This is a genomic window from Streptomyces sp. NPDC096105 (assembly GCF_044763335.1).
Classification (GTDB): domain Bacteria; phylum Actinomycetota; class Actinomycetes; order Streptomycetales; family Streptomycetaceae; genus Streptomyces.
Window position 1 is genome coordinate 374,210 of the sequence record NZ_JBIWGC010000005.1, and the last position, 14,100, is coordinate 388,309.

Below are 14,100 nucleotides of genomic sequence, written 5' to 3' on the forward strand. Positions count from 1 at the left end.
AATACCCATGTTGTCTCGTTCTTCCGCGTGCGCTTGAATTCAGGCATGGCAGAGCAGACGAGCGGACTCGCCGACGACCGCGCCCTGTTGGGCCGCACCAGCACCGCCGAGCGCGTCGCGGACATCCTCAGGAGCCGCATCGCCGAGGGGTTCTTCCCGCCCGGCACCCGGCTGTCGGAGGACAGCATCGGCGGCGCCCTCGGGGTCTCCCGCAACACGCTGCGCGAGGCGTTCCGGCTGCTCACCCATGAACGGCTGCTCGTCCACGAGCTCAACCGGGGCGTGTTCGTCCGGGTGCTGACCGTCGAGGACGTCGAGGACATCTACCGCACCCGCCGGCTCGTCGAGTGCGCCGTCGTCCGCGGGCTGGGCGAGCCGCCCTACGCCCTCGACGGGCTCGCCGGGGCGGTCGCGCAGGGGCAGCGGGCGGCGCGCGAAGGTGACTGGAAAGCGGTGGGCACGGCCAACATCCACTTCCACCAGGAGCTGGTCGCCCTCGCCTCCGGCGAGCGCACCGCCGAGCTGATGCGCAGCGTCTTCGCCGAACTGCGGCTCGCTTTCCACGTGGTGGACGAGCCGCAGCGGCTGCACGAACCGTACATCGCGCGAAATGTCGAGATTCTCCAGGCTCTTCAGGCGGGCGACCGGGACGCGGCCGAGCGCCTGCTCGCGGCCTACCTCGACCTGTCGTTGGAACGGGTGGTGGAGGTCTACCGGCGCCGGGTCGGGGACGGGGAGTAGGACCGCGGGGAAACCGGCCGGTGCGGGTGGTCCGCAGGCCGCGGGAACGGGGCGCTTCTGCCTCGTTTGGGCCGTTGTCGGACCGAGGACCTAGTCTGTGCACCGTGACTTCGCCTGCATCGACGGACAGCGTTCCGCCCCAGCTCAGCGCGGGGCCGCGCCCCGCGCCGGGCCCGGCCGCCGACGAAGGACTGGCGCGGCGGCTGCGCGCGCTCGCGTGCACCGCGCCGCTGCACGACCTGGACGCCCGCAAGGCCAATCTCGCGGGCGAGTACTCGGTGTACGGCATGGCGGAGATCGCCCTCGCCGCCATCGACCTGGTCACGCTCACCATGGACTTCGACACCGGCGCCGACCACGAGCAGATCGTCGCCCGGCTCGTCCCGCGCGCCGCCGCGCAGGCCCCCGACCGCCCCGCGGCCGAGCACGAGCGGGTGGCCCGCTGGGTCCTGGAGAACCTGATCAACGTCGGCAGCGTCGACCGCGGCTTCCGCGCCGTGTACGGCGTGTTCGGCCCGGACGGCACGTACGTCCGCCGCGACTACGACTTCAAACTGATCGAAGAGGTCCCGGGACCCGGCGGCACGGTGTACCTGCGCACCACCGACGAGGCGGTCAACGTCCTGGTCGGCGCCCTCGACACGGACGTCACCAGCGCCCAGATCGCCGCCGAGGTCAAGCTCGAGGTGCTGATCAGCCGGGGCAGGCTCGCCGACGCCCAGCTCGCCGCCGAGCAGGCCCGCTACCGCACGGTGCAGTACTCCGAGACCCTGCGCCGCGCCCTGGAGGCCACCCGGCGCAACGTCCGCGCGGTGGACTGGCTCAGCGCCGTGCCCGACATGATCGCCGAGGCGCTCGACCACGTCGCCGACCGCTACCGCCACGAGAACGCGATCCTCACCAACATCCGCAAGGCCCGCGACGAGTCCGAGGACCCCGGGCACAAGCGCCGCGCCGCCGAGCTGGTGGACATCGTCAAGGACTGCATCCGCCGTCACACCCAGCTGCAGTCCCGGCTGCTGGAGGCCGGCCCGCTGTTCCGCGCCGAGCAGGACCGGCAGGCCTTCGCCACCCCCGCCGCGGCCGCCGGCACCGACCTCTACGGCCAACTCCTCGCGCCCCTGCTGCCGCTCCCCGTGGAGCAGGCGTCCCGGGTCACCGACGCGTTCTTCGCCCACGGCACCGGACTGCGCACACCCGTGTCCGTCCGGGTCGCCGACCTCGTCGAGATCCTGCTGACCCCGCCCGTGGAGCGGGAACACCTCGGTGCCGAGATGCCCGAGCCGGACCTCATCGCCACCCCCGACGACAGCCGCTTCAGCGAGGAGCAGCTCGCGGCCGCCACCGAACTGCTGGACCTCCCGGCCGACGCGCCGCGCCGGCTGTCCGGGCTGCTCGCCGAGGCCCGCCGCAAGGACCCCGAGCTGCCCTACCTGGTCGCCCTGCTGGCGGTCCACGCCGCCAGCCCGCCGGTCGGCACCGCCTACCGCCAGGGGGAGCGGAAACTGCTGTTCGCCGTGGACGACGGCACCGCACTCGACGACCCCGAGTTCGGCGGCGCCGACCTCATCGTGGGCACGGCCCTGCTGGACGCGGCGGGCATGGCCGCGGACCGTGCGGAGGCGGCGTGACCGCGACCCGAGCAGCCCGCGGCGACACCCCCCGCACCGGGACCGTCCGCACCGATTTCGCCCGCACCGATTTCGCCCGTACCGATTTCGCCCGTACCGAGGAGCCCCGACCGTGACCGAGCACGCCGACCGGAGCGAGCCGGAGCCCGCGGCGACGCCGGCGAGCACCGTCGTCACGCCCGCCGACGCCGCCGACGCGGCCCGGCTCGTCGCCTTCGGCCTCCAGCCCAAGCTCCAGCCCGCCCGCGACCAGGAGTACGCCGACCTGCTGCGCCGCTACCGGGAGGACCCGCCGTTCGCGCGGCTCGCCGACGCCGTGGCCACCGGCCTCGGACTCGTCGTCCTGGAGGTGTCCCCGCGCGCCGGCATGGCCGTCACCGCCGCCGAGGACTCCGTCTTCGCCGTCCGCATGGGCGACTACGCGCGCCGCGCCTCCGCCGACGGCGGCGACCGCTTCCTGCACGGACTCGCCCACCTCGCCGTCGCCGCCATGGCCTTCCCCCGCCCCGAGGACCTCGCCGACGACGGCTACATCGGACGCGTCACGGTCAACGGCGTCGACGCCTTCGTCCGCCAGGCCTGCCACCGCCTGGAGGAGCGGGCCGCCGAACAGGGCGAGAACACCGACCCGGCCACCGACGCCCCCGGACTCGAGGCCGCCTGGCGGATCTGGTCCCGGCGCAGCGCCACCGGCGCCACCAAGGACGCCCGCCGCCTGGCCGGATCCACCACCGGCATCGTCGCCAAGGCCGTCTCCTTCCTCACCGACTCCGGCTTCCTCCAGCGCACCGGCGACGACAACGGCGGCACCTACCGCACCACCGCCCGCTACCAGCTCCAGGTCCGCGACATGGCGGGCAGCGCCGCCATGGCCGAACTGCTCGACCTCGGCGTCGTCCCCGTCACCGACGGCACCCCCACCCTGCTGCCGCCCGAGGACGGCGACGACCTGGACCTGGTCGCCGACGCCGGCCTCCCCTTCCACTCCGTCTGACCCCCACCCCACGAAGCCTCACGAGAGTCCGCCATGTACGAGCTGTCCCGGGTCCGCCTCTACTCCATCGGACCGGCGGGCGCACGCTACGCCGACACCGTGCTCGACCTGCGCGGCGTCGGCGCCACCGTGCCGAACCCGGCACCGACGCAGGCGGAGTTCTTCGCGGACGAGCCCGTCGGCCCGCCCCGCAGGCCCGCGCCCGCCGGCGTGCTCTTCCTGGAGAACGGCGGCGGCAAGTCCGTCCTGCTGAAGCTGATCTTCTCCGTGATGCTCCCCGGGCACCGCAACACCCTCGGCGGCGCCAGCTCCGGCGTGCTGCGCAAGTTCCTGCTCGCCGACGACTGCGGCCACGTGGCGCTCGAATGGCAGCACGTGCAGACCGGCGAGTGCGTCGTCGTCGGCAAGGTCAGCGAATGGCGCGGCCGCCAGGTCTCCAACGACCCGCGGAAGTTCGCCGAGGCCTGGTACTCCTTCCGTCCCGGTCCCGGCCTCAGCCTGGACAACCTCCCCGTCGCCGAGGCCACCTCCGTGCGCCCGCCCGTCGAGGGCCAGTCCGGTGCCCGTGGCCGGCGCCGCACCATGAAGGGTTTCCGTGACGCCCTCACCGAGGCGGGCAAGACCTACCCGCACCTGGAGGTGCACTGGGAGGAGATCCACGAACGCTGGACCGAACACCTCGGTGACCTCGGACTCGACCCCGAACTCTTCCGCTACCAACGGGAGATGAACGCAGACGAGGGCGAGGCGGCCGGTCTCTTCGCGGTGAAGAAGGACTCCGACTTCACCGACCTGCTGCTGCGCGCCGTCACCGACACCCGCGACACCGACGGACTCGCCGACCTGGTCAGCGGCTTCGGCAACAAGCTGGGCCGGCGTGCCGAACTCATCGCCGAACGGGACTTCACCGCCGGGTCCGTCGACCTGCTCGGCCGCATCGTCGAGGCCGCCGACGCCCGCACCCGGGCCCGGGAGATCCACGCCTCCGCCGAGCGCCGCACCCGCGCCCTCGCCCGCCGGCTCTCCGCGCGGGGCGCCCAGGAGCGGGAGCGCGCGGCCGACCTCGCCCACCGCGTCACCGCCGCCGCGCACGCGGTCGCCCAGGCCGAGACCGCCCGCGGGCACAGCGCCCGTGTCTCCGCCGAACTCGCCTACCGCCACGCCTCGTTGGCGCTCGCCGCCGCCGAGAAGTCCGCCGCCGCCCAGAAGCGCGAACTGGCCGACGCGCGCACACTCCACTCCGCCTGGCAGGCCGCCGAGTCCGTGCTACGCCACCGGGCCGCCGCCGACCGGGTGGCGCGGGTGTCCGCCGCGATCCAGGAGGCCGAGCGGGACGCCGCCCCGGCCCTCGCCGCACGCGCCAAGGCCGCCGTCGACCTGGTCCGCGCCCTGCACGCCGCCGCGCAGAAGGCCGAGAACCACGCCAACGAGGAGGAGGCGCGCTCCGCCGCGCTCCAGGAGGCCGGCGACGGCGCCCACCGCGACTCCACCGCCGCCGCCACCGAGGCGCAGCGCGCCCGCAGCGAGATCGGCCACCTGCGGCAGCGGCTCGCCGAGGTCGAGCAGGAGACCGCCGAGGCCGTCCGGGCCGGCTGGCTCGACGACAGCGCCCCCGATGCCGACCCGGCCCGCGCCGCCCTCGCGGCCAGCGACGCCGAGAAGACCGCCGTCGCCGCCTGGGACACCGCCCGCGAGTCCGCCCGCCGGGCCACCGAGCACGCCCGTGAGACGGCCGCCGCCGAGAGCCGCGCGGAACTCACCGCCGCCCGCGCCGCCGACGCGGCCACGGCGGCCGAGCGCGCCCACGACAGCGAGCGGCGCACCGCCGAGTCCCTCGCCGCCGAACAGCGGCTGGCGGAGCTGCTGAGCCTGCCGGGCGCCTCCGGCAAGCGCCGGGCGGCCGTGCCGGGCCGGCGCACGGACACCGACACGGCGGGGAGCGGTCCCCGCGAGGGCGGGCTGAGCGCGGAGGAACTCGACCGGTTCGCCGACGAGCTGCGCGAGCTGCTCGACGACGCCGTGTCCTCCGCCGAGCGGCAGCTGTTCGAGCTGCGCACCGCCGCCGCGGACGACGCCCGCGTCCTCGGTGCCCTCGGCGACGGCGGACTGCTGCCGCCCGGCCCCGACGTACTGGCCACCGTCGAGTTCCTCGGCGAGCACGGCATCCCCGCCCTCCCCGGGTGGCGCTACCTCGCCCAGGCCGTCGACCCCGCCGACCACGCGCGCGTGCTGGCGGCCCGCCCCGAACTCGTCGACGGCGTCGTCATCACCGACCCCGACTCCCACGCCCGCGCCCGCGAGGCGCTCGGCGACGCCGCCCTGCTGCCCCGGTCCGCCGTCGCCGTCGGCACCGCAGCCGCCCTGCTCGCGCCCACGCCCGCGTCCGACTCCGGCGACGTGTTCCTCGTACCGCCGAACCCGGCCATGCACGACGAGCACGCCGCCGACGAGGAGCGGCAGGCGCTGCGCGCCCGGGCCGCCGAGCGGGACGAGGAGATCCGGACGCTCGCCGCCCGGCTCGGCAAGGACCGCGAACTCGCCGCCCGGCTCGCCTCCTGGCGCACCGGCTGCCCGGCCGGACGCCTCGCCGAACTGGCCGCCGCGGCCGAGCAGGCACGGACCTTCACCGAGGAGGCCGAGGCCGAACTCGCGGAGGCGCGCGGCCTCCGGGCGGAGGCCGAGGAAGCGGCCGCCGAGGCGGTCCGGGTCCGGGACGAACGGCAGGAGGCCGCCCAGAAGGCCCGGCGCGCCGCCGACGCCCTCGCCGGGCTCGCCTTCCGGCTGCGCGAACGCGCCGGATGGCAGGCCAAGCTGCGCGAACTGGCCGACGACGCCGCCGAGGCGGAGGCCCGCGCCCAGTCCTGCCTGGAGCGGGCCCGTGCCGCGGACGAGGACCGGCGCGCCGCCCAGCGCGCCGCCGACGACGCCCGGCGCACCGCCCGCGCCCTGCGCGCCGAGCGCGCCGAGATCGCCGGCGCCCCCGACGACCTGCCCGAGGACGGCGACGGCGCCCCGCAGGCGTCCCTGCCCGCCCTGCGGGAGGCCTACCGCGCCGCGTCCCAGGTGTACGAGAAGGTCGGCGTCGGCGCCGACCTGCGCGCCGAGCAGGCCCGCGCGGAGAGCGACGAGAGCGCCGCGCGCGCCGAACTGGACCGGCTCAGCAACAAGGTCCGCACCCGCGCCGAGCAGCTGCTGGAGTCGCCCGACGGGGCCGACGGGCCCAGCCGGCAGGCCGCCGCGGCCCGCGCCGAGGAACTGGTGCAGCTGCTGGAGACCCGCATGTCCGGCGCGAGCGAGCAGCTCGGCCGGCTCCGCGGCGAAGCCGAGCGGCTCGCCCCGGCGGACGGCGAGGCGCACACCGAGCTGCCCGAGGAGCTGGTCCCGCGCGACGCCGAGCACGCCCAGGCCCTCCTGCGCACCGCCACCGCCGAACTCGCCGCCTGCGAGGAGCAGTTGCGCCAGGCCCGGGAGGCGCACGCCGAACTCCTCGCCGCCCACCGGGCCGCCGAGGACGCGGCCGGCGGCTTCGACGAGATCGCCGTCATGCTCCGCGACCTGCTGCGCGAGCACGCCGCCGAGGAGGAGCAGGAGCAGCCCGAGGCCTACCCCGGCGGTCTCGACGACGCCCGGCGGTCCGCCGCCGAGGCACGCCGCTCGCTGCGCGGCTGCGCCGCCGACCTGTCCGCCGCCGAGGCCGCGGTGCGCGAGGCCGGCGACGTGCTGGTGCGGCACGCCAACTCCACCCGGTACGAACAGGTCCGCACCCCGGCCCGCCAGCAGATCCGCGAACTGCCCGCCTCCGCGCTGCCGGAGCACGCCAAGAAGTGGGCCGACGCCTTCGCCCCCCGGCTGCGGGTGCTCACCGACGAGCTGGAGCAGCTGGAGCGCAACCGCGACTCGATCGTGGACCGGCTGCGCGGCCTGGTCGAGTCCGCCCTCGCCACCCTCCGCTCGGCCCAGCGGCTGTCCCGGCTGCCGGAGGGCCTGGGGGAGTGGTCCGGGCAGGAGTTCCTGCGCATCCGTTTCGAGGAGCCCGACCAGGCCACCCTCACCGAGCGCCTCGGCGAGGTCATCGACGAGGCCACCCGGGCAGCCGTCAAGAAGAACTCCGACCTGCGGCGGGACGGCATGTCCCTGCTCCTGCGCGGGGTCGCCGCCGCCCTGCGGCCCAAGGGCGTCGCCGTGGAGATCCTCAAGCCCGACGCGGTGCTGCGCGCCGAGCGGGTGCCGGTCGGGCAGATGGGCGACGTCTTCTCCGGCGGGCAGCTGCTCACCGCGGCCATCGCCCTGTACTGCACGATGGCCGCGCTGCGCTCGAACGACCGGGGCCGCGACAAGCACCGGCACGCGGGGACGCTGTTCCTCGACAACCCCATCGGCCGGGCCAACGCCACCTACCTGCTGGAGCTCCAGCGGGCGGTCGCCGACGCGCTCGGCGTCCAGCTGCTGTACACCACCGGCCTGTTCGACACCACGGCCCTGGCCGAGTTCCCGCTGGTCATCCGCCTCCGCAACGACGCCGACCTGAGGGCGGGCCTGAAGTACATCAGCGTGGAGGAACACCTCCGCCCCGGCCTCCCCCAGCCGGACCCGGGCCAGGAGACCCACAGCGAGATCACCGCCACCCGCATGTTCAAACGGCCGGCCGCGACGACCTGAGCGGCGGCCGCGGAGCACCTCGCGGCGCCGTGACCGCCGGTCGCTTCGGCTGCGGGGCCGGGGCTGCCACGCCCCGCCACGCACCGGGTCCCGCTCCCCGGTGCCGGCCGCTCGCGTTGGCGTGACCGGCCGGTCTGCGCTCGGGGCCATGGGGGAAACGTCCCGGGCGCGCCGGACGGTCCGTGCTTGAGCGGGCCGCCCGCCCGCCCCGACCGCCAATCACACGGTCCCCGGCGGCATGACCTTCGACGCCGTGGTCCCCGACGCGTCGAGCCTGACGACCCGCGCGGCGCCGCCCAAGGGCGTGACGTGCCGCCCCGCCCCGCTCGGGTGCGCGGTGGCGCCGGCCGTCCGCCGCCGCCCTCGCCGCGTTCGGCGCCTAGAAGCCGTACCCCATCCGCCGCGACAGCTCCTCCGCTGCGGCCGCCGTCCTGGAGCCCAGCCGGGGCAGGCGATCCGGCGTCATCCGGAACACCGGGCCCGAGACGCTGATCGCGGCGATCACCGCGCCGTCGTGCGCGTGGACCGGTGCCGCGACGGCGACGAGTCCCAGTTCGAGCTCCTCGCGCGTCGCCGCGTACCCCCGCTCCGACACCCGCTCCAGCTCGTCGCGCAGCACGGACGCCTCCGTGACGGTGTGCTCCGTGAACCGGCGCAGCGGGCGGGCCAGATGGTCCTCGCGCAGCGCGGGCGCCATGTGGGCCAGGAACACCTTGCCGCTGGACGTCGCGTGCAGCGCTGTGCGCCGGCCCAGCCAGTCCTGCGCGGTCACGGCGGCCGTACCGCGCGCCTGCATGATGTTGACGGCGGCGTCCTCGTCCAGCACCGCGGTGTTCACCGTCTCGCCCAGCTCGTCGGCGAGGTCCCGGCAGACCGGGACGGCCTCCTGCGAGACGTCCAGCCGCACGGCCGCCGCGCCCGCGAGGCGCAGCACACCGGCCCCGAGGTGGTACTTGCCCCGGTCGCCGGCCTGCGCGACCAGACCGCGGTTCTCCAGAACGCCCAGCAGCCGGAACGCGGTGGAGCGGTGCACGCCCAGTTCGTCGGCGATCTCCGTGACCCCGGCCTCACCGCGCCGGGCGAGGATCTCCAGCACGCTCACCGCGCGGTCCACGGACCGCACGGCGCCGTTCGCGCTCTTCTCCCGCTCTGCGGGCCGTCCCGCAGGGGTCATGGCCGGCCCCGTCCCTCCGAACGCCCGGTGCGCGCGGGCCGCCGGGCCGTCGCGCACCGCACTCACCTGTGCGTCGTACGGAACGCCACCCTACCGACGGCGCGTCCTACGGGTGCGACAACTGCCCGGTGCCGCCCCGCCGACGTATGCGGGTCCGCTCGCGCTCGGCGGCCCGCTGCTGACGGCGGGCCTGCCGCCGCTCGCGGCGCAGCGCCCGGGCCGTGCTGCTGGGCGTGGACACCACGCCGTGCCGCTGGTTCCACACCTGGCGGGTCACCCACACGTCGAGCGCCGCCCAGGTGGCCGCGATGGTGCTGACCACGCTGCTGACGACCATCGGGAAGGCGAGCCAGGACCCGGCCAGCGTGCACAGCAGGGCCACCATGGCCTGGATCAGCGTCACCGCGATGACGAGCACCGATCGCACCGCGGCCGTCCGCACCGGATCGGGCATGCGGCGCCGTTTGGCCGGCTCCTCCACCCACAACGGCCGGTACGCCGGCCGGTCCTCGGCCGCTTCCCGGACGGGGCCGTCGTCCGCCCGCCGCCCGGCCGCGTCCGTCACACGCTCCGCCACCGCGGCGCCCCGCCGCGTCACATCCCGCGCCGCAGTGCCGTCCTCGGACGTCCCGCGCCGCTCCGCCGTGCCCATCACCGTGTCACTCCCCACCGCCGCCAGCCCACTGCCCATGTCCGAAGACCCGGCTCCCCATTGGCTGCCCGGCTTGCGCTGTTTTACGCTGCCCAGGTGCGGGACACGGCTCCTGTGGCCGATTCCGCCCCCATGTCCCACAGGTAAGGACGTGCGGAGCGTCGTGAAGATTCCCGGTCGGGAAAGTTTTCGGCCAACAGCCGCCCGTAACCCGGTGGAAAGGGCCGGGAAACCCGTCCCGGGCTCCGGGAGGCAATCTCCCGCAATGGGCGGACAACTCAGCCTGTACCGACCGCCTGCCGGAACCCAATCCTCCGGCAGGGTCTTCGAGTTGACCCCGATGCGGTAGTAGGCTCGCGCCGTTTGTTGACGCACATGCGTGCCCCCGGTCACCCGGGGGGCCGAGCTGGGGGAGGCCATGCGCTTTCGCGGGAAGTCCATCCGCCGGAAGATCGTGGCGCTGCTTCTCGTGCCGCTGGTGTCCCTGACCACGCTCTGGGCCTTCACCACGGTGATCACGAGCCGCGAGGCGAGCCACCTGTTCGACGTGTCGTCCGTGATGGAGGAGGTCGGTTACCCGGTCGAGGACACCGTCCGCGTCCTCCAGCAGGAGCGCCGGCAGACCCTCGTCCATCTCGCCGACCCCCGTGCCGCCGACGGGCTCTCCGCCCTCAGGCGCAGCCGTACGGCCACCGACAAGGCCGTGGCCGCCGTCCGCAGGAGCGCGTCCGCCGACGGCGTGCGCGAGGCCATGCACGGCGGCTCCGACAAACTCGACGCCGTCCTCGACTCGTTCGAGGGCATCCAGTCCCTCCGCCGCAGCGTCGACGACGGCACCGTCGACCGCCGCCAGGCCCTCGACCTCTACAACCGCCTCGTCGACCCCTGCTACGTGCTGCTGGCCGACCTGCACGTGGTCGAGGACGTCGGCCTCGACAAGGAGTACCGCGCCCTGGTGAACCTGGCCCGTGCCCGCGAACTGCTCGCCCGCCAGGACGCCCTGCTCGGCTCCGCGCTGATCGTCGGCGAGCTGGCCCCCACCGAGGTGCGGGACGTCTCCGACCTGATGGCCCAGCGCACCCTGCTGTACGAGTCGGCGCTGCCGCAGCTCCCCGCGGACGAGCGCGACCGCTACGAGACGTTCTGGTCGAACGCCGCCACCGCCCCGCTGCGGGTCGGCGAGCAGGCGGCCGTCTTCGCCGAGAACGGCACGCCCCGCGGGGTCACCGCCAAGACCTGGGACACCGCCGCCGGGGAGGTGCTGGAGGAACTCGCCACCCTCAACGACCAGGCCACCGACCGCTACCAGGAGCGGGTGCGGCCCGTCGCCATGGGCGTCATCGCCAAGGCCGTCGCCGCCGGTGTGCTCGGCCTGGCCGCCCTGCTCGTCTCCCTGTTCCTCTCCGTGCGCGTGGGCCGCAAGCTCATCCGCGACCTCAGGCAACTGCGCCTGGAGGCCCACGAGGCGTCCGGGGTGCGGCTGCCCAGCGTGATGCGCCGCCTCTCGGCCGGCGAACAGGTCGACGTCGAGACCGAGGTCCCGCGCCTGGAGTACGACAAGAACGAGATCGGGGAGGTCGGCCAGGCCCTCAACACCCTGCAGCGCGCCGCCGTCGAGGCCGCGGTCAAGCAGGCCGAACTGCGGGCCGGCGTCTCCGAGGTCTTCGTCAACCTCGCCCGCCGCAGCCAGGTGCTGCTGCACAAGCAGCTCACCCTGCTCGACGCGATGGAGCGCCGGACGGACGACACCGAGGAACTCGCCGACCTGTTCCGGCTGGACCACCTGACCACCCGCATGCGCCGGCACGCCGAGGGCCTGGTCATCCTGTCCGGCGCCGCCCCCTCCCGCCAGTGGCGCAAGCCCGTGCAGCTCATGGACGTCGTACGCGCCGCCGTCGCCGAGGTCGAGGACTACGAGCGCATCGAGGTCCGACGGCTGCCCCGGATCGCCGTCACCGGACCGGCCGTCGCCGACCTCACCCACCTGGTGGCCGAACTGCTGGAGAACGCCACGGTGTTCTCCCCGCCGCACACCGCGGTCCAGGTCGTCGGCGAGCGCGTCGGCAACGGCTTCACCCTGGAGATCCACGACCGGGGCCTCGGCATGGCCGCCGACGCGCTGCTCGACGCCAACCTCCGGCTCGCGGAGACACCGGAGTTCGAGCTGTCCGACACCGACCGGCTCGGCCTGTTCGTGGTCAGCCGGCTCGCCCAGCGCCAGAACGTCCGCGTCTCCCTCCAGCCGTCCCCGTACGGCGGCACCACGGCCGTCGTGTTCATCCCCGACGCGCTGCTCACCGACGACGTGCCCGACACCAACGGCGTCGGATTCCGCCTCGACCGCCCGCGCCGTACGGAGAAGGAACCGGCCGACAGCCGCCGCACCGCGCTCTCCCAGGTGCCCGTGGCCCTGCCCGGGCTGCCCGCCTCCGTGCTGGACGGACCGGTCGAACTGGAGGCGCCCGTCGACCTGGACGCCCTCGACGGCTTCCCCGCCCTGGACGACGAGGACCGCGAGCACGGCGGTCTGTTCCGGTCCCGCCGCTCCCGCACCGACGACGAGCGTCCCGGCCGCGACACCTCCGGACACGACGCCCCCGGACACGACACCGCACGGCACGATCCCGCCCCGGACGACCGGGACGGGACGACCGGCGAGCGGGTGAGCGGCCCCGTGCCGCTCACCCGCCGGGCCGCCCCCAAGCTGGTCAGCTCCCACGGCCGCCCGGTCCGCGACCCGCGGGCCCGGGACGGACGGACGGACGACGACACCGCGGCCCCGCACACCCGCCCCGATGCGGACGAGCCCCCGCCGCTGCCCTCCCGGCGCCGCGGCGGCACCGGCCGACGGGCCATCGGCCGGACCGGCGCGGAGCCCGTGTCGGAGCTCCCCGCGCGTGACCCGGAGCAGCCGGGCACGGGGACACCGCCGCCCCTGCCCGCCCGCCGGCGCACCACCGGCCCCGCCCGGCCCGGCTCCGGCACGGGGAAGCGCGACGACACCCCCGCGCCCGCCGGTCCCGCACCCACCGGCTCCTCCCGCCGCCCCGCGACCACCGGCGGCGGCCCCGACGACTCCCCTCCGGTCACCGGCGACGCGTACACCGGCGACACGTGCGCCGAGGACACGGACACCGGCACACCGCGGCCCGACGGCACACCGCGGCCCGACGGCGCAGCACTGCCCCGGCGCGTGCGGCAGGCCAGCCTGGCCCCGCAGCTCAAGCGCGACGCCGCGGCCCGGAAGACCGACCGGGCCCGGCCCGTCGAACGGGACGCGGACGAAGTACGCAGCCGCATGGCCTCGCTCCAGCGCGGCTGGCAGCGCGGCCGGGAGGAGAACGCCGCGGGCGACGACGCCGGCAGCGGCACAGCACCACGACGAAGGACTAAGGGGGACGGTCGATGACCGAACCGAGCGCCACCGGCCACACCGCGAACGACAAGGGGGAGCTGAACTGGCTCCTCGACGACCTGGTGGACCGCGTCGCCAGCATCCGCAAGGCGATCGTGCTCTCCGGCGACGGCCTGCCCACGGGAGCGTCCAAGGACCTCACCCGGGAGGACAGCGAACATCTGGCCGCCGTCGCCTCCGGCTTCCACAGCCTCGCCAAGGGCGTGGGCCGCCACTTCGAGGCCGGCGAGGTCCGCCAGACCGTCGTCGAGCTCGACGAGGCGTTCCTGTTCGTCACCGCCGCCGGGGACGGCAGCTGCCTCGCCGTCCTCGCCGACGCCGACTCCGACGTCGGCCAGGTGGCCTACGAGATGACCCTCCTGGTGAAGCGGGTCGGCGCACACCTGGGCGCCGCGCCACGCACCGATCTGCCCTCGAGCGGGTAGTGAACCTGCATGAGCGCTCACGGTCAGGGGAGAAGCCACTGGTTCGACGACGAGGCCGGACCGGTCGTCCGTCCGTACGCCATGACGCGGGGCCGCACCACCAGTGCGGCCCAGCACCGCCTCGACCTGATCGCCGTGGTCGTCGCGGAGCCGCACGCGGACGACCCGGAGGAGGACCCCACCCTCTCCCCGGAACACGTCGACATCGTCGGACTGTGCCGCGAGATCCCCCAGACGGTCGCCGAACTCGCCGCGGGACTCGACCTGCCGGTGGGCGTGGTCCGGGTCCTCGTCGGTGATCTCGTGGACGCGGAACTCGTCCATGTGAACCGGCCCGTCCCCCCGGCCGAGCTGCCGGACGAGAGTATTCTGCGCGACGTGATCAACGGCCTCCGGGCGCTGTGACCGG

The 14,100-nt window shown here is 75.2% G+C and carries 9 protein-coding genes; 7 read left to right on the plus strand and 2 right to left on the minus strand.

The annotated features are described in order from the left end of the window. Positions 1 to 45 precede the first annotated feature (45 nt). From ACIQ8B_RS11785 to ACIQ8B_RS11800, 4 genes are all read left to right on the plus strand, one after another. Entirely contained in the window at positions 46 to 741 is a 696-nt protein-coding gene (locus ACIQ8B_RS11785) for a GntR family transcriptional regulator (RefSeq protein WP_106415193.1), read from the plus strand. A gap of 104 nt (positions 742 to 845) precedes the next feature. After that, entirely contained in the window at positions 846 to 2,372 is a 1,527-nt protein-coding gene (locus ACIQ8B_RS11790) for a hypothetical protein (RefSeq protein ID WP_106415194.1), read from the plus strand. Between the two features lie 112 nt (positions 2,373 to 2,484). Then, positions 2,485 to 3,366 carry a hypothetical protein gene (locus ACIQ8B_RS11795; RefSeq protein ID WP_403546561.1) on the plus strand — a complete coding sequence of 294 codons (882 nt, stop codon included), beginning with the start codon at positions 2,485 to 2,487 and terminating at the stop codon, positions 3,364 to 3,366. Between the two features lie 33 nt (positions 3,367 to 3,399). Next, positions 3,400 to 8,025, plus strand: a complete 4,626-nt coding sequence (locus ACIQ8B_RS11800; protein ID WP_403546562.1) for a hypothetical protein — start codon at positions 3,400 to 3,402, stop codon at positions 8,023 to 8,025. A gap of 379 nt (positions 8,026 to 8,404) precedes the next feature. Here ACIQ8B_RS11800 and ACIQ8B_RS11805 read toward each other — a convergent pair whose 3' ends face one another. Both ACIQ8B_RS11805 and ACIQ8B_RS11810 read right to left on the minus strand, forming a co-directional pair. Next, positions 8,405 to 9,199, minus strand: coding sequence for an IclR family transcriptional regulator (locus ACIQ8B_RS11805; protein WP_403546563.1), 795 nt, complete (start codon positions 9,197 to 9,199; stop codon positions 8,405 to 8,407). A 106-nt stretch (positions 9,200 to 9,305) separates the two neighbouring features. After that, the gene (locus tag ACIQ8B_RS11810) at positions 9,306 to 9,851 is read right to left on the minus strand and encodes a hypothetical protein (protein WP_403546580.1); all 546 of its coding nucleotides are present in this window, start codon (positions 9,849 to 9,851) and stop codon (positions 9,306 to 9,308) included. Positions 9,852 to 10,269: 418 nt separating this feature from the next. Here ACIQ8B_RS11810 and ACIQ8B_RS11815 point away from each other — a divergent pair, with 418 nt between their 5' ends. Genes ACIQ8B_RS11815 through ACIQ8B_RS11825 form a run of 3 tightly spaced genes read left to right on the plus strand, consistent with a single transcriptional unit; the run spans position 10,270 to position 14,096 of the window. Continuing rightward, positions 10,270 to 13,260: a nitrate- and nitrite sensing domain-containing protein gene (locus ACIQ8B_RS11815; protein WP_403546564.1), complete on the plus strand. Its 2,991-nt coding sequence runs from the start codon at positions 10,270 to 10,272 to the stop codon at positions 13,258 to 13,260. Next, entirely contained in the window at positions 13,257 to 13,691 is a 435-nt protein-coding gene (locus ACIQ8B_RS11820; protein WP_106415199.1) for a roadblock/LC7 domain-containing protein, read from the plus strand. Before ACIQ8B_RS11815 ends, ACIQ8B_RS11820 begins: the two co-directional genes overlap by 4 nt. Before the next feature lie 9 nt (positions 13,692 to 13,700). Further along, a complete protein-coding gene (locus ACIQ8B_RS11825) occupies positions 13,701 to 14,096 on the plus strand; it encodes a DUF742 domain-containing protein (RefSeq protein WP_106415200.1) in 396 nt (131 codons plus the stop codon). Positions 14,097 to 14,100: the final 4 nt, after the last annotated feature.

Excerpts from the sequence above, each read along its gene's own strand:
- ACIQ8B_RS11785 (WP_106415193.1), top strand. The coding sequence starts at position 46 with ATGGCAGAGCAGACGAGCGGACTCGCCGACGACCGCGCCCTGTTGGGC.
- ACIQ8B_RS11800 (WP_403546562.1), top strand. The coding sequence starts at position 3,400 with ATGTACGAGCTGTCCCGGGTCCGCCTCTACTCCATCGGACCGGCGGGC.
- ACIQ8B_RS11805 (WP_403546563.1), bottom strand. The coding sequence starts at position 9,199 with ATGACCCCTGCGGGACGGCCCGCAGAGCGGGAGAAGAGCGCGAACGGC.
- ACIQ8B_RS11810 (WP_403546580.1), bottom strand. The coding sequence starts at position 9,851 with ATGGGCACGGCGGAGCGGCGCGGGACGTCCGAGGACGGCACTGCGGCG.
- ACIQ8B_RS11815 (WP_403546564.1), top strand. The coding sequence starts at position 10,270 with ATGCGCTTTCGCGGGAAGTCCATCCGCCGGAAGATCGTGGCGCTGCTT.
- ACIQ8B_RS11820 (WP_106415199.1), top strand. The coding sequence starts at position 13,257 with ATGACCGAACCGAGCGCCACCGGCCACACCGCGAACGACAAGGGGGAG.
- ACIQ8B_RS11825 (WP_106415200.1), top strand. The coding sequence starts at position 13,701 with ATGAGCGCTCACGGTCAGGGGAGAAGCCACTGGTTCGACGACGAGGCC.